The sequence below is a fragment of the Paenibacillus durus genome (genome assembly GCF_000756615.1).
In the GTDB taxonomy this organism is placed as follows: domain Bacteria; phylum Bacillota; class Bacilli; order Paenibacillales; family Paenibacillaceae; genus Paenibacillus_AQ; species Paenibacillus_AQ durus.
The window spans coordinates 5,142,651-5,162,744 of record NZ_CP009288.1; the positions used below are offsets into that span (position 1 = coordinate 5,142,651).

General features: G+C 45.0%; 25 protein-coding genes and 1 pseudogene. 5 read left to right on the plus strand and 21 right to left on the minus strand.

Annotated elements, in window-relative coordinates; all coding sequences use genetic code 11:
- Positions 1–7 precede the first annotated feature (7 nt).
- Both PDUR_RS28940 and PDUR_RS22595 read right to left on the minus strand, forming a co-directional pair.
- Positions 8–628, minus strand: coding sequence for a hypothetical protein (locus PDUR_RS28940; protein ID WP_156130573.1), 621 nt, complete (start codon positions 626–628; stop codon positions 8–10).
- Between the two features lie 213 nt (positions 629–841).
- Positions 842–1,189 carry a hypothetical protein gene (locus tag PDUR_RS22595; RefSeq protein WP_042208292.1) on the minus strand — a complete coding sequence of 116 codons (348 nt, stop codon included), beginning with the start codon at positions 1,187–1,189 and terminating at the stop codon, positions 842–844.
- A 342-nt stretch (positions 1,190–1,531) separates the two neighbouring features.
- On the opposite strand from PDUR_RS22595, the gene PDUR_RS28945 reads away from it, so the two are divergent.
- Positions 1,532–1,825 (plus strand): transposase, encoded by a 294-nt coding sequence (locus tag PDUR_RS28945; protein WP_042205154.1) that lies wholly within the window; start codon positions 1,532–1,534, stop codon positions 1,823–1,825.
- A gap of 19 nt (positions 1,826–1,844) precedes the next feature.
- Positions 1,845–2,426, plus strand: coding sequence for an IS3 family transposase (locus PDUR_RS28295; protein WP_169744934.1), 582 nt, complete (start codon positions 1,845–1,847; stop codon positions 2,424–2,426).
- 85 nt (positions 2,427–2,511) lie between these two features.
- On the opposite strand, the gene PDUR_RS22610 is transcribed toward PDUR_RS28295, so the two are convergent.
- From PDUR_RS22610 to PDUR_RS22620, 3 genes are read right to left on the minus strand one after another with little or no spacing between them, the layout of a single operon-like run.
- Positions 2,512–3,312 carry an ExeA family protein gene (locus PDUR_RS22610; RefSeq protein ID WP_042205200.1) on the minus strand — a complete coding sequence of 267 codons (801 nt, stop codon included), beginning with the start codon at positions 3,310–3,312 and terminating at the stop codon, positions 2,512–2,514.
- On the minus strand, positions 3,305–4,657 hold the full coding sequence (locus PDUR_RS22615; protein ID WP_042205201.1) for a DDE-type integrase/transposase/recombinase: 1,353 nt from the start codon (positions 4,655–4,657) through the stop codon (positions 3,305–3,307). Before PDUR_RS22615 ends, PDUR_RS22610 begins: the two co-directional genes overlap by 8 nt.
- A 40-nt stretch (positions 4,658–4,697) precedes the next feature.
- Positions 4,698–5,234 carry a DUF6431 domain-containing protein gene (locus PDUR_RS22620; RefSeq protein ID WP_052410173.1) on the minus strand — a complete coding sequence of 179 codons (537 nt, stop codon included), beginning with the start codon at positions 5,232–5,234 and terminating at the stop codon, positions 4,698–4,700.
- Between the two features lie 201 nt (positions 5,235–5,435).
- On the opposite strand from PDUR_RS22620, the pseudogene PDUR_RS22625 reads away from it, so the two are divergent.
- Positions 5,436–5,687, plus strand: a pseudogene (locus tag PDUR_RS22625) (integrase core domain-containing protein); the annotation flags it as partial.
- 95 nt (positions 5,688–5,782) lie between these two features.
- On the opposite strand, the gene PDUR_RS28300 reads toward PDUR_RS22625, so the two are convergent.
- The 11 genes from PDUR_RS28300 to PDUR_RS22680 form a co-directional block, all read right to left on the minus strand.
- Positions 5,783–6,106, minus strand: a complete 324-nt coding sequence (locus PDUR_RS28300) for an NUDIX hydrolase (RefSeq protein ID WP_081949946.1) — start codon at positions 6,104–6,106, stop codon at positions 5,783–5,785.
- 134 nt (positions 6,107–6,240) lie between these two features.
- Positions 6,241–7,056 (minus strand): hypothetical protein, encoded by an 816-nt coding sequence (locus tag PDUR_RS22635; RefSeq protein ID WP_042208294.1) that lies wholly within the window; start codon positions 7,054–7,056, stop codon positions 6,241–6,243.
- Positions 7,057–7,119: 63 nt separating this feature from the next.
- Positions 7,120–7,761, minus strand: coding sequence for a hypothetical protein (locus PDUR_RS22640; protein ID WP_156130577.1), 642 nt, complete (start codon positions 7,759–7,761; stop codon positions 7,120–7,122).
- A 47-nt stretch (positions 7,762–7,808) separates the two neighbouring features.
- Positions 7,809–8,345, minus strand: a complete 537-nt coding sequence (locus PDUR_RS22645; protein ID WP_042208296.1) for a hypothetical protein — start codon at positions 8,343–8,345, stop codon at positions 7,809–7,811.
- 302 nt (positions 8,346–8,647) lie between these two features.
- Positions 8,648–9,391 (minus strand): hypothetical protein, encoded by a 744-nt coding sequence (locus tag PDUR_RS22650; RefSeq protein ID WP_042208297.1) that lies wholly within the window; start codon positions 9,389–9,391, stop codon positions 8,648–8,650.
- A gap of 144 nt (positions 9,392–9,535) precedes the next feature.
- Positions 9,536–10,054, minus strand: coding sequence for a hypothetical protein (locus PDUR_RS22655; RefSeq protein WP_042208298.1), 519 nt, complete (start codon positions 10,052–10,054; stop codon positions 9,536–9,538).
- A gap of 11 nt (positions 10,055–10,065) precedes the next feature.
- The gene (locus PDUR_RS22660; RefSeq protein ID WP_042208299.1) at positions 10,066–10,365 is read right to left on the minus strand and encodes a hypothetical protein; all 300 of its coding nucleotides are present in this window, start codon (positions 10,363–10,365) and stop codon (positions 10,066–10,068) included.
- Positions 10,366–10,942: 577 nt separating this feature from the next.
- Entirely contained in the window at positions 10,943–11,392 is a 450-nt protein-coding gene (locus tag PDUR_RS22665) for a hypothetical protein (RefSeq protein ID WP_042208300.1), read from the minus strand.
- A 557-nt stretch (positions 11,393–11,949) separates the two neighbouring features.
- Entirely contained in the window at positions 11,950–12,309 is a 360-nt protein-coding gene (locus tag PDUR_RS28950; protein WP_156130579.1) for a hypothetical protein, read from the minus strand.
- A gap of 247 nt (positions 12,310–12,556) precedes the next feature.
- Entirely contained in the window at positions 12,557–13,057 is a 501-nt protein-coding gene (locus tag PDUR_RS22675) for a hypothetical protein (RefSeq protein WP_042208302.1), read from the minus strand.
- A gap of 141 nt (positions 13,058–13,198) precedes the next feature.
- Positions 13,199–13,756, minus strand: coding sequence for an RHS repeat domain-containing protein (locus PDUR_RS22680; protein ID WP_042208303.1), 558 nt, complete (start codon positions 13,754–13,756; stop codon positions 13,199–13,201).
- Positions 13,757–14,243: 487 nt separating this feature from the next.
- Here PDUR_RS22680 and PDUR_RS29935 point away from each other — a divergent pair, with 487 nt between their 5' ends.
- Complete coding sequence (locus PDUR_RS29935) at positions 14,244–14,564, plus strand: IS110 family transposase (protein WP_052410354.1); 321 nt, start codon at positions 14,244–14,246, stop codon at positions 14,562–14,564.
- Between the two features lie 180 nt (positions 14,565–14,744).
- Here PDUR_RS29935 and PDUR_RS29940 read toward each other — a convergent pair whose 3' ends face one another.
- Entirely contained in the window at positions 14,745–14,975 is a 231-nt protein-coding gene (locus PDUR_RS29940; RefSeq protein WP_233277605.1) for a hypothetical protein, read from the minus strand.
- On the opposite strand from PDUR_RS29940, the gene PDUR_RS29945 reads away from it, so the two are divergent.
- Positions 14,904–15,053, plus strand: a complete 150-nt coding sequence (locus PDUR_RS29945; protein ID WP_233277595.1) for an IS110 family transposase — start codon at positions 14,904–14,906, stop codon at positions 15,051–15,053. The genes PDUR_RS29940 and PDUR_RS29945 overlap by 72 nt on opposite strands.
- 552 nt (positions 15,054–15,605) lie before the next feature.
- Here PDUR_RS29945 and PDUR_RS22690 read toward each other — a convergent pair.
- The 4 genes from PDUR_RS22690 to PDUR_RS22710 all read right to left on the minus strand — a co-directional run bounded on the left by PDUR_RS22690 (position 15,606) and on the right by PDUR_RS22710 (position 19,970).
- Entirely contained in the window at positions 15,606–17,180 is a 1,575-nt protein-coding gene (locus tag PDUR_RS22690) for an IS5 family transposase (protein WP_042208304.1), read from the minus strand.
- 426 nt (positions 17,181–17,606) lie between these two features.
- Positions 17,607–17,885: a hypothetical protein gene (locus PDUR_RS22700; protein WP_042208306.1), complete on the minus strand. Its 279-nt coding sequence runs from the start codon at positions 17,883–17,885 to the stop codon at positions 17,607–17,609.
- Positions 17,886–17,897: 12 nt separating this feature from the next.
- A complete protein-coding gene (locus PDUR_RS22705; protein ID WP_156130581.1) occupies positions 17,898–18,440 on the minus strand; it encodes a lysozyme in 543 nt (180 codons plus the stop codon).
- Positions 18,441–18,587: 147 nt separating this feature from the next.
- On the minus strand, positions 18,588–19,970 hold the full coding sequence (locus PDUR_RS22710) for an RHS repeat domain-containing protein (RefSeq protein ID WP_169744935.1): 1,383 nt from the start codon (positions 19,968–19,970) through the stop codon (positions 18,588–18,590).
- Positions 19,971–20,094 lie beyond the last annotated feature (124 nt).

Sequence of the window (20,094 nt, forward strand, 5' to 3'; positions counted from 1 at the left end):
ATTTGTGCTAGAATGCGCTTTTGCCGGATTTATAGTATTTCTGCTTATACTCGTCAAACGTAATATTCTCCGTCTGGCCTTCAGCATACGATTCATGAACGAACTTCCAATAGGATACGAGATCCGCGTGTCTGCCCTGGTAGTCTGCCGGAATTTTGTATAAATATTCGACTGACTTCTCATCGTCCCCGTCCTGCCCGTAAATATTGTACATGGCGAAGTTATATATGGCCGTAAGGTCTTCGCTTGGATGGGGAACTTTCTTAAATTCCGCCTCAATGGAGCGGTAATCTTCACTTTCGAGCTGTTTATCCACTTTCGCCCAAAACTCCTCATCCTCCCCAGCCGCCGATGGAGTTGTCGGGACCGCCGATGGGACTGCAGATGGAGCTGCCGTCGGGACCGCCGATGGGACTGCCGTCGGAGACGCTGTTGCTGCTGCCGTCGGTGCTGCCGATACGACTGGTGCCTGCGCCGCCGACGGGACTGCCGTTGGAGCCGCTGATACGGCCGCCCCCGGAGCCGCCGTTCCGTCTGGACCCTGCTTCGACGCTGAAGTGGTACCGTTACCGCATCCGGACGAAGCAAGAAGGATAATAAGAATCAAAACGCATTTCAGTAGTTTCATATCAACGACCCCTAGCTTGAACTTTATCCTGATAGGACAAGAAGAAACGGCTTCGCCGTCCTCGCAGGAGGAGGGCATCCGTTTCTCGTAGAAATATAAGGCCATTTATAAGCGTAAAACTTATAGATTCTTATATTTAAACAAAAACCAGCCATGCACTCTGCCTGCGCATTGACCGGTTGCTTGTCCTGAATCCTGTTTCAATGAAGCTTATTAAAATGCCAGCTCTACCGCACCGTCCTCGTAAATATCGACCCGCTGGGCGCACATCAGCATGCCCAAACCGTTCGCAAAACCCTTTTCCTTAATATCTCTTTCTCTGCGTTCCCATCTCTCGCGGTCATGAATAATGTCGTACAGGTAGTAGAATTCTGTTTCATTCGCTGCTTTCGTCTTCTCTACAAAGATGAAGTCGTCCCCGAAAAGCTCCTTGAACCAGCCCGCTGCCTCCTCATGTGTCGAAAACTTAGGAAGATCAACCTGAAATTGTTTCGTCAGAAAATTCTGCTGCAGTCTGCCCTTCTTCTCATAATAGCTGACGAGCGTCTCTTTATTAATCATCTAGATGCCTCCTCTATAGCTTTGCTACTGTGGTTTCCATCAAAAACCATCAATTTTTATGAAAATTTTATCGTATTTCTGAAAATGATGATGTGACATTGCGCATGCAGGGCGGCAGTTGCGGATGAAATACAGCCATCGGATACGCTATGCCGGCAATAAGGTTGCTTACAATCTGTTCGATAACCCCGGCCTCACGTATTTCTTTCGGGTCCCAGTCTATTAATTCGGGTACGCTCACCCATCGGCTATCTATAATAATGTTCTCTTCCAGTTGAAGAGAGCCTCCGACAATTATAATGCTACATAGAATCTAGACAGCAAAAAAGGAGATTCTTAGTTGTGCCAACATCAAGACGAACATTCACGCCGGAAGAAAAAGCACGAATTGTACTGGAGATTCTAAGAGAAGAAAAGTCCATTTCGCAGCTGGCTTCGGAAGAAGGAATCCATCCCAATGTGTTAAATCGCTGGAAGAATGAAGCGACTCAAAATCTGGCTCAGCTCTTTGTAGACGACCGGAAAGGGATCACGAAGATGAAAAAAGAATACGAGCAGCAGATCGAAGACCTCTACGCCGAAGTGGGTAAACTGACCACCCAATTGTCGTGGCTCAAAAAAAAATCTGGCCGATAATCTCAGCCGTGCCGAACGGTTGCTCCTCGTCGAGTATGGGAACGCTGAACTTTCCATTCAAACGCAGGCGGACTTGCTCAGCCTGAATCGTTCCAGCCTGTATTACAAGCCGGTCCCTCCCTCCCCGGAGGAAATTCGCCTCAAGCACCGGATTGACGAGCTTTACACCCGCCATTCGTTTATGGGTTACCGGACGATTGCGGCCATCATGAACCGGGAAGGGGATGCTATTCATCCCAACACCGTACGGCGGTATATGCGGGAAATGGGGATCATGGCGATCTTCCCCGGTCCTAACCTGAGTAAGCGAGACCTACAGCACCGGATCTACCCGTACCTGCTGCGTAAGCTGCCGATTACAGCGCCGGATCAGGTCTGGAGTGTCGATATTACCTATATCCGCATGAAACAGGGCTGGATGTATCTGTATGCCGTCATGGACTGGTATTCGCGCTTCATTGTGGACTGGCAACTGGATCAAAGTCTGGAAATTGACTTTGTCCTGGAAACCATGAAACGCGCCTTGGCCCGTCGTGTTCCGTCCATCGTGAACAGCGACCAGGGCAGCCACTTCACCAGTCCCAAGTACTGTTACTGCTAACCCATAATGACCGGAGGTTGACGGTGTAAGCTGTCCTGCTATTGACGGCCATGCTGTCCGCAGTAGGATAGAAAAGCAGGGAGAATCATGACAATTCTCCCTGGATCACGCGCTTTACCATATGGTCGTCCACAATCCGGTGCTTGTTCTGTGCGCCGTAGATCAACGCGTGGGTACAGAGCTTGTTCACCAGCCGGGCGGCTCCGCTGGAAAAACGGTAGATTTCATCCATCGCCGCCTCCGTAAACAGTTCATGCTCGGCACCTGCTGCACTCAGATGCCTCTTCATATAGGCCCCCACTTCCGCCCGGTCCATATGCGGAAGATAACACTGCATATCAATTCGCTGGCGGATCGCCGCATAGGCTTGCAGCCCCAGCCGGTCCCACAGTTCGCTTTGCCCCACCAGAATCAGGGCCATCGGACTCTGTGAATCCATTTTCAGATTTAGTAGAAATCGCAGTTCCTCCAGCATCTCCCGGTCCAGCAGATGGGCTTCATCGACCACGACCACGGGCTGTAGCCGGTGAATCCCACGCATGAGTTCAATCTCCCGGTGTAACTGCCGTTTTGCATCCCCCCGGTAAAATTTCGACTCACAGCCGAGCTGCTCCAGCAGCCCTTTGTAGAAGTGGCGCGGGGTCAGTTTCGAATCGGACAGGTAGAGTAGCTTAAAGCGCGCCTCGTCCAGTTCCTTGGCTAACCGCCGGATCGTAGTCGTTTTCCCGGTCCCGCAGTCCCCTGTGAGCACGGCAAACCACTGGCGTTCCGCGACATAGGCCAGACGCCCGAGCATTTCTTCCTGCGACGCAGACGCATATAACTCGTCTACCGCAAGATCTCTGGAGAACGGAGCACGGTGCAACTCGTAGAAGGACTCAAACATGGCCATCCTCCGCCTGCACTCTGCGGTACGTCACCGCAGGTGCTTCCCGCTGTTTGCGCTGCTGGTGTCGCTGCTCTGCCGCCTCCAGCAGTCTCGACGTGTCGGTCATAGATGCGCCCAGGTGCTCCGGCAACGCCGGACGGGTTCCCGCCCGCTGACCGATTTCCATCTCGCGCACCCGCCACGGCGCTCGTCCCTCATACTCAATCGTCAGTTCCGTGGGGTCTGCCGGGTCATAAACCACCTCGACCGTACAGCCAATGACCGTCAGGCCCACTTCGTACTTTCGGTTCATGAAGCTAATGCAGCCCGACTTGTCGACCTTCCGCTTTTCACTATGCAAGAACGCGTCCGCCAAGGTATCCGGGTCCATGAACCGCAGCGCTTTCTTGTCACTCCGAAACGCCGTTTCCGGGCTTTGCTTGTCCGGCAGGGCGGAGTGGGGCTTGTGCTGGTAGCACTCCGAGAGCCATACCTCGAAGCGCTCATTCAACTGCTCGAGTGTCTTCGGCTTCTCCAAGGCGACTTCGCTCAGAAACGAATCGACGATTTGGTTAAACCGTTCGACCTTGCCTTTGGATTCAGGCGAGTAGGGCTTCGCATAGAGCAGCCGGGTTCCGAGCTTGGAACATATCCGGGTCATGGCTTGGGTACGGTACTGCTTGCCGTTGTCAAAATAGACCGCTTCTGGTACCCCATACTTCTGGATCGCTTGGCGAAACGCCGATTCGACCAGCCGCTGGTCCATGACCGGCACAAACTCCCCATGCAGAATAAACCTTGTAGCGTCGTCAATGAACACGACCAGATACACCTGTTTCATCGTCCCGCTTTCGCCAAGGGGCAAATACGGTCCGTATTTGAGGTCTGACTGCCACAGCTGGTTCCGGTGGCGCTGCTGGAAGCGTCTGGCGGCAACCCCGGATTCGGCGTACATCCGCAGATGGCGCGAGCTGTAGCCACAGGCAGTCAGTCTCTCCTGCAGGGTACTACGCTTAATTTGGCCCGGCGAAATCCGCCCTTCCCATTCTAAAATCTGAATGAGCTGTGCGACGCTGCGGCCGGGGACCTCCCGGCGCAAGAGAATCGCTTGCTCGAGCACGGCGGTAGGAAGAATCTCTTCGGAGGGCTGCCGCCCTTTGCCTTTGGGCTTCAGGCCGGTAAATCCTTCGCTCCGGTAACTCGCCAAATACCGGCGCAAGGTACGTTCGGAGAGTCCGGTTTGCTTACAAATCTGCGCTTTCATCTCCCGGGCTTTGGCCGGGTCCAGCCCTTCGGCAAGCAGGGGAGCGAGAAGCTGCATCCGCTCTGCGGCGAGGGCTTCGGCTTTCTTTTGGTCTTTCATGGGTCGGTAAACTCCTTCCTGAAATGAACTCAAGGAGAGTCTACCGTAGAGCCGGGGCGGACAGATAGGCAAAACGGGTATGTACCCACAAATGAGCGTTTGCGACGGGGCGGACAAGTCTGGCCAGCCAGCCGGGTCCTTGCTGACGAAAGGCGGGGGCGGAGGTCATACGCAGGTGATCCGAAGCTTCGGGGGACCCGGGAGCGAGGCCGGACATCCGAGCCTCCAGCGCCTGCAGAACGAGGATGAAGTAGATAGAGAGCACGCGAAACCAGACCTTCCAACGCCGTAACGTAGAGGTTTCCGCGCAGGCGGTCACGGACGCCTCCGGCTCCGTGACCGCCTGTTCGATACAACGGGAATCGTACCGTTTATAGGGAATGAGTAGATCCGGGAGCTCATGGTGAATCCTGCGGCATCCCGCACACCGGAGTCTGCGAATCACCAGTTGGCGCAGCTCACCACCCCCACCCCGGACCTTCCGCTCCCGGCTACCGATAATCTCCAGGTTCTCTGTGCAGCACGGGCAGGGCACCTCCTCCGCACCCCTGACGAAAAACACCAGGGATCTTTTCAACCAGCGCATACTCTGTTACAATGACCATGTCTAATGATGAAGGATATTTCCGGTGCGGCCTGTGCTAGCAGGCATACACGCGATGGAAGTATCCTTTTTCCTTTGCTAGAATACGGTCATTATATCTGGCAACTTCCGGACAGGCAATCCCGCCAGCTTCGCGGCGTTATGCTTTAGCAGAAACACAAGTACATTGATCTGCTCAAGGAAAAGGAGATTCGGATCAGCATGGACGGGAAGGGCCGAGCGACAGACAATATTGTCATTGAGCGCTTTTGGCGCAGCCTAAAGTACAACGAAATTTACATCAACGAGTATGGCAGTCCAAGAGAGACCCGGCAGGGTGTAGGAGGATATATCCATTTGCATAATCACTACCTGCCTCATCAGTCCCTGCAAAACCATACGCCGGCTGCTGTGTATAACCAGGAGGTCATGCTTTCATCCACATAGGAATAAGGTGAAGGGAACTTTGTTCCCCTCCCGCGCCTTCGCTTGGGCCTTGTCCTCCACCTACAACAGCTCTACTTTTCACTTTGCACTTTTTTTCACACCTTAAATATATTCAAATCTCTGTCTTGACATCTTGTAGCACCATAAATTTCCCCGGTAAAATGAAACAAAATAACCTGATCACCCATGCTGCTGACAAAATTATAGATCCCCGTCGCCGCTGTAAGCCTGACCTCATATCCGGTTTCCTCTTTGACCTCACGCCGCGCGGCCTCCGGAATATCTTCTCCCGGCTCGATCCGGCCAGATGGAAAATTCCACATATCCCGGACGGACGGTTTATTTTCCTTGATCATCAGCACCTTCCCGTCCCGCAGGATCGATACGCTAACGACCAGAACTGTTTTTGATGGTGGCATATTGATTCCTTTCAGGATGTTAAACAAATCTAACAAAATCAACATAACTTTTCTCAGTAGATTACTGACTATTCATATTATTATCACCTGTAAACCGTTTAAGACTGCGACAACCCAAAATTAAAAATAGAACACTAAAAAGGTAAATCTAATTGTATCTCCTCTTCACTTCCAGGTTGAATGATGACTTGAAAAGAGCTATCAAACCATTGAATAAGAAGAGTCTTGCGACCGGTCTGAAGAATTTCATTCCTGTAACGATCTAAATCATAAATCTCGAAAGGTTCTAAGGATGCACCATTGATAACACGTGATAGGACAGCAATGATTTTACAATCTCGATCCTCGATCTCTATAGCCCAATTTTCATCTAGACTCATCTCCATTTTGATTATTTTGTTCCCTTTTATATTTGAGGAGTTCGATTGCTGCATCCTTTTCATCATTATATTTAACAATACTTCATCCAACTCTACTGGTTTTCCATCCATCACGATATGATTATCTTTAATTTCTATTGCTTCTAATCCTCTCTCAGCAAAAATTTGAAATTTCCCGTTTAGTACATACTCTCTGGGTTCAAAAATTTTTTGAATTAAATAGGCTATCCAATCTAAAATATAATCAGAGTCATCAGGCCCCTCCCATATTAAACTGCGACCATCATTAGCAGGTATCCAAAACAACCATAGGTCAGGCTGGCAACCCGGAGGGGTATTGTAATCCAGAATAGAACCATCTATTGTTTGACCATTATTCCTGAAATCATTGGGATCAAAATAAAACTCTCCTTCTACACCATACTTACCCTCGACATCCCCCTGTAATTGCAGCATATTAACGTCTCTCTTCATTCTGCGTGTACGTGCTAAACCAGTAATAAGAGCATAAGTCTCATAGTCTAAGCGTTTATTGAGGGCCAGTTCTTTCTTGTGCTTATCTTTCAACAAAATCCCAACTCCCTTACAGGATCTCCAAATTTAGGTGCGTTATGGTTTCGGGATGCAAGTATATTATTTAACTTTAATATTTTCCTTCTTTTCTTTAAATTCTGGTCCCTCATAGTATTCAATATATAAAGTATTTTCTAATAATTCTGCTTTATATATTGCATTAGAAGGTACAGCAGTTGGGGAGAAATCCCTAATAATTTTTGTATACAATAAGGATTGATCGAATATATCTCTAAAAATCAATTTTCCTTCATCGTCTAAAAATAATATATTCCCGCTTTCTATTAATATAGGATTGTAAAACGTATTCGAAATTTTAGTGCTTTCTGTATCATAAAAAAACACATAGCGATTGGGGCTGCCTAAACTTATTGTAACTTGGATTACATTGTTACTTAATATTTTGGTCATAGGCTCTTTTGGATATTCTTCTTCGAAAATGACTTGGTGGGTCTTATCAAATAGAGTTAATTTGAAGTTATCCTCACTTATTTTTTTAATCTGCATATAATTTTCATTACTTAGAGAAATAGTACCGGCTGAATATACAATTTTTTCGTCTCGATTTCCGCAGGAAATGCAGAAAAAAATAACGGATATAAATACTAGAACTGTGAAATAATTTGATTTCTTCATATATTCACCTTTTATGTCGTTCAAAATTAAAGAGGTTGAAGATACACTTCTCCCAGTCTTTTCCATTTAGCTGGTAAGTTCCCCAAAGTATTGTGGTCAATAGATCGATGATTTTATTTCTTTTTTACTAATTCAAATATATCCCCACCTTCGTCTATTAAGAAATCTCCCTTATCACTAAGATAAGTTATATTCCCACTACCATAATAAAAATCTGTTAATGACTCATCATGGTAAATACTAATTTCTTTAAGCGTTTCAACATTAAGATCAGTGCTTTCCTGTAACCAATAAATATCAGACAAAAATTTTTCATCTGAACTCTTACTAACCTTGTAATAAATAGGCTTTACCTCTGCTTCTCCACCAAATTTTATTGAATTCGAAGAAAAGGAAATTTCCGTTCCTATAAGTTTTTTAATATCGTCCTCATCATTACTTGATCCACCTTGACCATATGCATAGACATGAACAATCTTCCACGTACCCATAATGCTTTGTATCGAATCAAGCTTGGGACTTAGAGAGGAGTCAGAAGTCTCAGCAACAGTTGAAGGTATAACCGGCTTTGTACTCTCTATCTTTGTTCCACATGCGGTACTTAAAAAGGTATTCATAATCAGTATTACTGCCAATAATCCAATTTTCATATGGCTAGTCCTCACAATAAACTTAATTTAGGAAAATTATCAAAAAAGGCCGCCAAAAAAATATTACGACAGCACTAAAAGCATATTACATAAGACTTATCGGTTATTCCAAATCCTTTTCCTCAGACCAGATCGTCTCTCCATGAGCATTGATCTCAAAAGCAACCACTGTTTTTGCCTCCGAACATGGAACATTCCGTTTGCTCTCATTCAAATACATTTTCAGCAACCGTACCCCTCCATGTTGACAATTTTGCGTGAAAATCTCAAGGACAGGGTCGTGATCCTCCATTCTGCATTGTTCATTTTGACGTAAATGTTCTACATTGTACCTGCCGGGACTCCTCTTTCTCAACATCCTCTACCGATTCGTATAATTGAATGAATATGGAGCCATTATCGAATACCATCGTTTGAAAAGCCTGCTTAAACTGAAGAAGGCGTTCGCGAGGAATATATTTATAATACTCCGGACCAAACCACATCATCCAAGTTGAACCAAACCATATTTCATCTACATACATTGGAAATCCGGGAAGTGTCTTAGGGTTGATTATTGTTGTGGACTTATTCTTTTGAATGGTTTGAAGACCCTCCGTTGATTTTCCATACTTTTTATACTGACCAAGATCGGTATTACGCTGCCAAAAGAAATCGTCCTTTGGATACACACATGCAGCAATCCCTATTTTGCTCTCAAAGAATCCATCCGTGAATTTTAACCAGTCCTCAAATGTTCTTTGTGTTGTTAAGGAATGAAGACTTATAGATAAGCAAGTAATCTGTCTACCCTTGTTGATTAAAATCTCATGACCCTTTTTGTCAAATATAGTTATATAAATTGGCGGTTTTTGCAGCATATCTTTCTCAACACACTTTGTAAAAAGTTCCTCCTTAAAGGACAACCCATCGTGTTTCGTAGAGGTAATGGAATGAAATTTATATGCATCAAATTCCGGAGCTGTCCGCAGCCAATTTGAAATATTAGGAAGATGTAGATGCTCATTTTTGAAGAAAATAAGAATTTTTGAATGAGTTTCGCACATGAATTAGAACTCCTTAACAAACAGACTATAACGAGGTAGCCAAAAAAGAACTACAGGCAAGAGTTAGTCTCGTTTATGGCAACTTATAACAAATGTCCATTTATGACTGTTTTATCAATAAATAGAAATATTCAAGTCAATTATCTATTGCCATATTGTTTTTATTACTTTTCTCAGGTCATAATCATAGATGTTGAGATAGCTTTTAGGCGTAATGTATTGTCTAATAGATGCTCTCCTGATCGGATATACTATTTTCCATTTATCCACATTTAGATTGGCATATAATATAGTTTCGAGTTCCTTATCTTCCTCAAAACGTTCAACTTTACCTATCAATAAAAATCTATTTTCTACTTCAAACCATTTAAAATCGAACTCCTTTTCAGATAAATATTTGTTGGGGCTATTTCCAGACATTCTTACAGCAAGATCTTTTTCTAAATGTGAATTAATGTCTGTTTTTGCAATCCATCCTGTATCATCTACATATTTAGACTCTGTTACACAAATATATCTTCCGAACTCTAAATTTTGTTGTGCATCATCGAGCTTAACCGCAAACTTTATAGGAATAAAGTTTAGTACAATTGGAGTTACTATTACAATTAACGCAAATGTAAATATTGTTCTTTTCACCCTACCAACTATTCCCAGTACCATTTATATCCCCCTTATCTTGTAAACTTCAACAAAGTCGCTCCACTTGCAGCTTCGGGATATCTTATGGATCCAGTTAAGGAAAATCTATATTTCATCCTCAATACTTCAACAGCTTCTGAATAATCAGCCCATCCAAGCTTGAGCAAAACTATCTTTTCCACCTGTTCCTGTATTGCACGAATAAAACCATGAAGTAGGATTATCAAAGCATTACTATTCATATTTTTATTATCATATCCTGCATGTTCGGAATCGTCAGAATAATCCCCCCGAACTAGTCTTTCATGTCCATTCGGATCAATATATCCCAAAGGATTATTCTCCACATACGTATACAAATTCAAACTCTTCAGATTCCAAATATCCCCTCTATACGTATCATAGTTTATAAAGCGGAGCTTTGTATTAGGAAGGTGGCAACCGAGAAAACTTTCACAATCACCAACAATTCTATCATCCTGCTTGCTATATAAGTATATTCGGCATCACCTATTTAACTTGTTCTTCAACATGGCGCAAGATGGAGTTTGCTCTTATATCCTTCAATTCCAATAATTATATTAAATTTAACCTGTATCCGAATGGTAATAAGCTACTTCATAGCGGGGGGCGGATGAACAATGGACATTATTGAATCAAAATATCCTGTCCAAATCTTTAAGAAAGCCATTTGTCCATGCGGCTCTTGATGAATAAAACGAATCTCTGGTTAGCCCTCAAACCCACAAAAAATAGGACTTGGCACATGGAAACTAAATTGTCGAACTACCAAACCCCTAATGTTATTATTAACCAGACAATAACGTTTGGTCATTCACGCTTGTATCTTTAAATAAAAAGGTCTCGGTAGTCGTAAACTACCAAAACCTTTAAAATAGCTAAGACATATTATTCTTTTTTAGCAATAAAAGTATAATATAAAACTCCGTCTATTTTTTCTCTCTTTCCTTCTAATTCAGCTTTTTTAGAAGTGAAAATTACATAATTAGGATCTTTAGGTTTTTTTTCAATAGTATACTGTAATTTATTGGGATGTTCTGGGTCATAGGGTACCCTTTCTTCATGAACAACTTTATTTTTTAATACAAAAATCATTCCACTCATTAAATCCGTCTGGCCGGTATATTCTATACCTAAAGCATTACTTATTTCAGTATTGGAACTTCCCACCTGGAAAAAAACCATTTTATCCCATTCAAAATCCGTAAAATCATCAATGGAAATAACGCAAGTATTATTTGTAGAACATTTACTATCTATTATCTTATCGCTCATTTTAATATTAAAATCACAGCCTACAATAAATATTAGTGTAACTATAACAGTTAACATTTTCATTTTGAAATGCTCATACTTTTAAAAATTTTGAGCATGCTTTTCCCCCATCTCTTAACTAACTATATTATTTATACAGTTTGGCTTGTTCCTCAGTAAACCCATTGTCATCAAGCAAATTCAGCCTTGCTTTTGCTGCTTGATATTGTTTAATCCGTGATGATTCGTTCCTCACTGTCATTTTCGTCAGAATACTCTTCATCTTTGCCGTCTGATTTCTGTTCACTCCGTATATGGTTGCCGACAGGATCATACGAATACGTCAGTTGCACCATGATCTTCTGGAACTGATTGCTGTGTGTCAGTTTTTGGCAATGGAAAAGTGCCGAGATTTGCAGTGACGATTTTTGTAAATATGCAGCAAGAAGTAGTGTTTATGCATAGGTTGGACATGGAGCCTCTGTGGGCATGATTCCTTGCGAAGGGGCGAAGCCATGGGTTTCGTAACGGCTGATAAGTTCAAATCTCTGTCTTGACATCTTGTAGCACCATAACATGTAGTTTATCCCCGGCTCAATCCCCATGAAACGGGGCCCAGGGCAAGCTGGATTTCCCCACGGTCATGGTCGTGGAATCCACCAGCAGCAGTTCTTTGGGGATACGATTCGGCGGGTTTCCCGATTACATTTACGGACGATGAGGTGAAAAAGGTCCTTGAACACCACAAAAGGTACCTCGGCTGCTTTTCCCGAAAAACTGGAATAATGAACGGCAGGCAAACCGCTGGCTAATGCACAGTCCGCTCCAGCACGATACCCGAACCATTCATGGATTGCTGCGACACACCAGTACTGCAACAAGGTATGTCGCGTGAATTTTCGTGCCTTGTGATGATAGCCCGCCGTTTTGACTACGGTTGTCACTTCTTCCGGCGTCAAAATCGATTGAAGGATGAACGGGATCGTGATAGACTTTTTCATGAGAGTCGTCATCTTTCGGTTGAGTTTGTAGGGGTACAAACATTTTACCGAGTTGACGGCTCTTTTTCTACCATTTAGTGGTTAATCAACAGGCGTGACCCTAGTTTAAATAGTAAATTCGGTCTTCATATCCGTTATATATTAAAATTTTCTCTTTAAAATAAAAAAGACCACATGGAGACTTTAGCTCGCATGTAGCCTTGTAAAGTAATTATCAATCTTTATCGTAGTATTAAAGAAACTTCTTTTACCATCCGTACGTATCGTCTAAAATATTTATTTTTTTTATTGTATAAACAAAAATAGTATGTGAATGTAGCTCATCATCTAACTCCACACTGCCCAAATATGGATTATTATAATGTGAATTTGTCAGCAGTTTACTATATTTTCTAAACCAAAGACTATTAATTCTCCTTCCCTCAGATATCATAAGTAAATTTTCATTATAATTTATTGCAGGCAGCATTGAAATGTAATTTTTTAATTCGGAATCATCTTCTGGATTACTTACAAACCCCCAAGCAGTACCAGGTAGTTCTTCATCCACTTTTATTTCCGTGACAAGATTTAAGCTGATATAATTTTTTTTGACATATTCCCATGAAAAAATAAAAATAATAGCAAAGATAAAACAAATAGATGTAAATACTATTTTTTTTTTATATTCGTAATAATTATCTCCCCTGATGGTGGATTTTTCATGACTCAGCAGAAGTATAATGAACGGTAAAGTATCCCTTAGCATTCTTTGTATATACTACTTCTCCAACCGGCATACGGAATGCTCCTTTCATCCATTTTGTAAAGAATGACCATTGATTCCCTCCTAATCTAGGTATATATTTATTTCCTTTTTTTGTATAACCCAATTCTCCATCCCAAGCAGTTACTTTTTTGTTGTAGGATGACCATGAAATAAAAGTGAAACTCCTTCTATTTTTATTTCCTTTCCATTTGCATCATATCCCCCCATGGAGTTCCACCCATTTTCAAATCCCTTCGTGTTTGAAATTGCTGTCAAATGGACTGGGGTTCCATATAATGCTGTTAATCTTGCAGCTTCGGACTCAGCCTGACCAGACCAATCTTTTGGCTCATAAAATACGTAACTATCATGTCCGCTCGGGTCAATTCTATTTATTGAATTATTTAAGGCATACGCATAAAGATTCAAACTCTGCGGATCATCAATCTGCCCTCTATACGTATCCTCACTTATAAACCTGCCAATCTTAGGCTCGTAGTAGCGCGCTCTAGCATACGTATTGCTGCTGGCAAAATCATACCCCAGTCCTGTGTAACCGAACAAGTTATCCGGTCCTGGCCAGTTGAGATCGAACTTCTTCGCGTCCTGCGGCACGCCGAATTCGTCGTAATGGTAGCGGGAGGATACGCGTCCGTCTTTCTCCACAAGTCCCAAGGTGCTGCCAAGCGCATCCTGCATGTACCACAGCGTCTTCGGCTGTACGCCCGGTTCGGTTCCGCCGGCTCCAGGCCAGGCGTCGGTTCCCAGCCGTTGTTATCATCGTAAGCCGGCAGGTAGGTCATGCTGAGGCGCTCGCCTCCGGCTCCGTAGACATACGACTCTTTCCATTTACTGCTGTCTGCTTCCGTAACCTGAAGGGCAAGTCCCAGCGGGAAAGCCCGGCGGTACGACTTCAACTATGGCTTTAAACAAAAACGTTCATGACCCTAAGGTCACAGGCTATGATGAAAATTAGTCATCATTGCCTTTTTCTTTTATCCTTCCATCCGGCATACTGAAAGGAACCAGAACCAGTTCGTGGGTTTTTGCGGTGGATCATACCCCGAAACAAAAACTGCATGGATAGCCCCTGAAGCACAAGATATTGGACTGCGAGTCCGGATAAAAAATTTTCATCTCTCGGGTTATCTTTCTGGTCCCCAATTTCAGAAGGAGGTCGATTTTCATGATGGAAGCGATTTTTGAATGTTGTGCCGGACTCGATTTTCATCAGGAAACCGTCGTCACCTGTGTTCTTTCCAGTCCCCTTGACCAGCGGCCTCGCGCTGAAATCCGCACCTTTGGCACCATGACGGACGAATTGCTGGAACTGGGCGAGTGGCTGACGGAGCTAGGCTGCACCCATGTCGCCATGGAAAGCACCGGCGTGTACTGGAAACCCGTCTGGAATGTGCTTGAAGCGTTCGATCTGGAACTGCTTCTGGCCAATGCCCACCATATCAAAAATTTGCCTGGACGCAAGACCGTTATGAAAGACGCCGATTAGATCACCAAGCTTCTGCAAGACGCCAACGTCAAGCTAGCCTTCCATATGTCGAAACTCTTTGGTGTGTCCGGACGCTTGTTACTCCAAAAGATCGTAGACGGCGAGGTCGTTACGATGGACTTTCTGGAGACACAGATGAAAGGCGCTCTGAAGCACAATTCCTCAAAACTTCTCCAATCCCTAAATGGCCGGCTTCGCCCCCATCATCGCTGTATGATCCGTCTCTCCTGGGAGCACCTGCTGTACGTCGAGAAGACCATCGCCGATGTGAAGGAACAGATCCACTAATATTTGGCCGACAAGCAGGAGGCCTTTAAGCTTCTGCTCACGGTTCCGGACGTGAATGAGAACGCAGCCGCGATTATCTTGACCGAAATCGGAACAGACAGGAGTGCCTTCAAAAGTGACCACAGCCTTGCCGCCTGGGCCGGAGTAAGCCCCGGTATCCATGAAAGTGCGGGTGGGCAAGGTCCGGAAACCGCATGCTGAAAGCCGTCCTCTGCGAATGCGCCTAGGCCGCTTCCATGACCCGGGAAACCCGCCTTTTGACTCGCTACTGGTCCTGGGTCAAACGATTAGGAAAGAAGAAAGCATTGGTCTCACTTGGACACACCCTACTACGGATTATTTACCACATGCTCCTTCACCAATGTCCCTATGAAGAATTCGGACCCGAGTATTTGGATCATTTCCGCTCTCAAATGGCACAGCGTAAGCAGAGCCAAATGATTAAACAGCTTGAAGCTAATGGGTTTGTGGTGACGAGAGTCCGCCCCTCTATTTACATTAACTTCCATTCAAGAACTGCTAATGGATAGTTCTACTTTGTCATGCACTAGAATGGGCATACCTGCTTAGAGATTTTCATAAAAAAACCACATGGAGTATACACTCACATGTGGTAAGAATGCATTTATATTCAATTTAAGTTTCATATTCGTAAGTTCTTCGGGATAACTGTTCAGTTGTATCACAGGCATGGAGTTCTGCTAAATGTTTGGATTCTTAGTTAGAGTTTGCTGAACAACATATCGGTTTTGGTTAACACCCGGTAAGTGGCCTATAGAAAATCCAGCCGAAAAAATGGACAAAAAGAGCCCGTAACCGGCGCTCCAAATTCATGACCATGAATGAAAGGGCGATTACTGTCAGGCTTCTTGCCGCGCCTTTCGCTCGAATCAAGCCTAACCCGTAGCGGCGTTTGCCTTCTCCAAACTTGCCTTCGATCGCATTGCGTTCCGCTGCATCTTGCCGTTCTTGCTTACGGTGTGTCGCCTGGTTTTCTGTTGAAGGCCTGCCCAGTTTGGGGCCGCTGAGACGAATGCCCACCCCTTTACAGTAGGCAAGGTTCTCTCGATTCCGGTAGATCTTGTCTGCCAGGATCACCGCCGGATACGCGCCAAAACGCTCTTTGTACGATTTCACCGCATCTTGCAGGGTGCCCGATTCGTTAAAGTTGTCCCATTGCATCGTTTCGATCCAGGCGTATCCGTTGGACAGACTGGCTGCTATCTTGGCTCCAAACTCGACGGACGCTCCGGCTTTTCCCCGGACAATCGGTCGGACATGCGGCTGTTCGATGCTTACGATTCGATGCTCCACCCGGTGCACTCCGCCATTCATCATTTCTTGTTGCTGCCGGTGCAGTTCGCGAATGACTAGCAAACGGCGATAGGTCATTTTGCTCAAAGTACTCAGCGAGGTTTGCTGGCTCAGGTTTTCAATGATTCGCAGATCCCGACCCACATAGCCGAGCTGCTTCTTGACCGCTTTGCGGATCGTTTTACCTTTGGGCTGGCGTTGTTTAGATACAAGCAGGTACGCTTTACGGGCTTGTCTGCGGTACGTGCGCGGCTTCTCCGCCAGACCGATCAGCGGCTGATGCAATGCGTCAATGATACCTTCCAGGATTTCACGAGCATGATTCAATAGCCCCAGATCTGTCGGATACTTGATGTCGGCAGGCGCACAGGTTGCATCCAGCATCAACGTGCCGCGATGGGTTTGTGCGTCGGGATTGGGAAGAAGACGAAAGAGGGACTTGGCCTTGCCCTTTTGTTGAGACTTTTCCGGCGTGGTATCCACTTCCAGAATCGTTAGGGTGTCGTCCATTTTCATGACCATTTGTCCACCCCCCGGGTGATCATCGTCGTCATCACGTGTTTGTTCCTTGGCTTTAGCCGCTGCTTTTGCTGCTTCCTGCTCGGCCTTCAGCCCTTCTTTTATGATCCAGTCATTGATCTCGTGAAGGATGTCGGGACCCAACCGGTCGCGAAAGTGAGTCATCAAGGAATGATGGAAGGGCTCTTTGTCCACGTAACCGCCAAAACCCAGAAAATACTGCAAATAGGGGTTTTCCATGATCTGCAAAGTGGTTTCCCGGTCGGTTAAGCCTAGACGTTCCTTGATCAACAGGGAGCCCAAAGCCAAACGTACCGAATACGCCTTTTGCCCTTCGTCGGGTGCGCCGAACACCTTTACATATTTTTCTTCCGCTTGCTCCCAGGGAACGAGCTTGGCCAGCTTCACCCACCGATTGTTGGGGTTCAGTTTGCCGCCAAAGGGCAGGTAAAAATCTTTGAGAAGATCGTCGGTCGATTCTATCCGTTCAAACATGATAATTCACTCCATCTGCAAGGTTTTTTTGCATTTTTCGAGTATTTCCTTGCAGATGATTTCGACAAAAACGGCTTCTATTCCTTGTGGGAGTAAGAGTTTTTGTTTATTCAGCAAGCCCTAGTTAGGAACACCTCCATAAAATTCTTAGCCCATTTACCACGAGCAATGCCATAAATTCCCTAAATTCTCTTCAAATTAAAATAGACACCTCCTATAAGCAGCACTAATCTGTCTTTATCTAATACAATAAAAGTGCCTTGTTGATTTGTTGTATACCAAGCTTCATCTGATTTCGTATATACCTCCACGAATTGGACCTGGTCTCCTGTAAATTCCAATTCTTTTAAGTTAACATAATTTAATGTAAAGAAATCTTGTTCTGAAAGAGTTGTTTTTTTATACACAGGCTCCTCAAGAACGACTCTAATCATTGAATATTATTGATTGAGAACTATATGTTAGCTTTTTTCCAAGTAATTCGTTTATAGCAATGTCTTCCAGTGTAGAAACTCTTCCATATGCGGCAACAGAATCAATTTTCCAATCCCCAAAAAACTCCTCGTCATTCACTGCTTTAGCTTCAGTCACCTTACTTTCTGCCATTTCAGTTTGAGTTATATTATTATTGCCCACATTATTTACACAAGAGGAACTAAGCAGTGATACAATGATTAATATTCCGATCGCATTCAGAACCCTCATACTTCTATCCTATTATTGATAACCTTTAGGTGCAGTTGGATAATCTCTTCTATAATCTCCAAATGTAAACATCTGCCACTCATCCATTCTTCTTCTATACAAGCCTTTTGAGTTGACTCGATAAACTTTACCTGTATCTTTATCTTTTACCTTTACCTTAACCCATAATAAAAAGGCTCCTTTAATTTTTTCTTGTGAAGTCACCCCAGATTTAAGTAAATTTGTTAAAGTGGTTGCTTGATTTAATGCATCTTCACCTGCATTATATGAAAAAGAAACTAGCGCATCAAATTGCTGTTGGGTTAAAGTGATATTATTATCCTCCATCCAATTCCTAACAGCATCTGCATATTTTCCGTTCAACTCATTCTTCAGTAATGCTAACGCCTCTTCTTTGGTAATTCCATTACTGAAATATTCGCCTGGTTGAATAACATGCCCATATCCGATAGTTTGATTTAGATTATCCTGCCCTCGGTATGCAGTAGCATGAAATCTCTCATATTCTGCAATAAATGCTACTAGATCGTCACTAACTTCATACTGACTGCTCACTATATAACCTTGTACTACAGCCGGCTTACTGGGATCGTCTTTAAACGTATAGTGTCCAGTAGGGTCAGTATACAATAATGGATTATTCTCCACATACGTATACAAATTCAAACTCTTCGGATTCCAAATATCCCCTCTAAACGTATCCTAACTTACAAACCTGCCAATTTCAGGCTTATAATACCGTGCTCTGGCATACGTATTTCTGCTGGTAAAATCATAACCCAGTCCCGTGTAACCGAACAAGTTATCCGGCCCTGGCCAGTTGAGATCGAACTTCTTCGCGTCCTGTGGCACGCCGAATTCGTCGTAATGGTAGCGGGAGGATACGCGTCCGTCCTTCTCCACAAGTCCCAGGGTACTACCCAGCGCATCTTGCATGTACCACAGCGTCTTCGGCTGCACACCCGGTTCAGCTCCGCCATCACTCGGCGTCGGTTCCCAGCCGTTGTTATCATCGTAGGCGGGCAGGTAGGTCATGCTGAGACGCTCGCCCCCGGCTCCGTATACATAGGACTCTTTCCATTTACTGCTGTCTGCTTCCGTAACCTGAAGCGGCTCAGGCAGCGCCAGACTGACGTCATTGGTGAAGTTCAGTTCCCAGTGCTCTTTCTTATACTGCTTCTCCCATCCGTCCCGCGGTCCGCCCGGATGCAGATCCGGATATTCTTCATCCGTCTGACCGCACTTCTTGGCAAGCCCTGGTGGAATGAAGCCCGGCGGTACGACTTTGCAATTATCCCACCCATTGCCGTTTCCGTTTCCATTGTTACCGTTACCGTTGCCATTTCCATTACCATTGTTACCTTTACCGTTTCCGTTGCCGTTACCATTGTTACCTTTGCCATTACCATTTCCGTTGCCATTCCCTGTTCCGCCATGGGCGTAGTCGATGGTCATCTTCATCCGGTTTCCATCGCCGTCGTAGGCGTAGCGGGTAATGTCGCCTTTGGCATTGGTCTGCTGGATCAGCCGGTTGGCTCCGTTCCATACATATTGCTCAATGGCTTCCGGTTCCGACCAGGACTCAGCGTCCTCAGCGGCAAGAAGCGGGTCAGTACCCGTCTCATCAGCGGCCGTCCCGGTCGGCGTCTCATAAACGTCATCGGTTACCGAAGGATGTTCATCATCACCTTCTACCTCCGGCAGCTGCAGACGCTTCTGCAGGACCTCCAGCAGATTGCCGCGCGGGTCATACAGATAGTTATTTATCTCGTCATCGGTCGCCAGCTCCGTCAGACGATCCGCCTGATCATAGGTGTAGGATTCCGTCTGCGCCAATTCGCCCCACTGGCTTGTCTTCTGCATCCGGTTCCCCACAGCATCATACTCATAATGAGTGATTGCAGGCAGATCGGCGGATTGCGGATTCTTCGTCTGCACCTCTACCAATTGGTTCAGCGCATCATACGCATAATCCGTTACGATTCGTTCCTCACTGTCATTGTCATCGGAATCTTCTTCATCGTTGCCATCTGATTTCCGATCACTCCGTATCCGGTTGCCGACAGGGTCATACGAATACGTCAACTGCTCCATGACCTTCTGGAACTGATTACTGTGTGTCAGCTGAAGCAGCTGGCCAGCGTCGTGAATTTATTATGATTTCATTCAAATGTTTCCACCTAATCCAACTATTTTTTGTAAATATCAT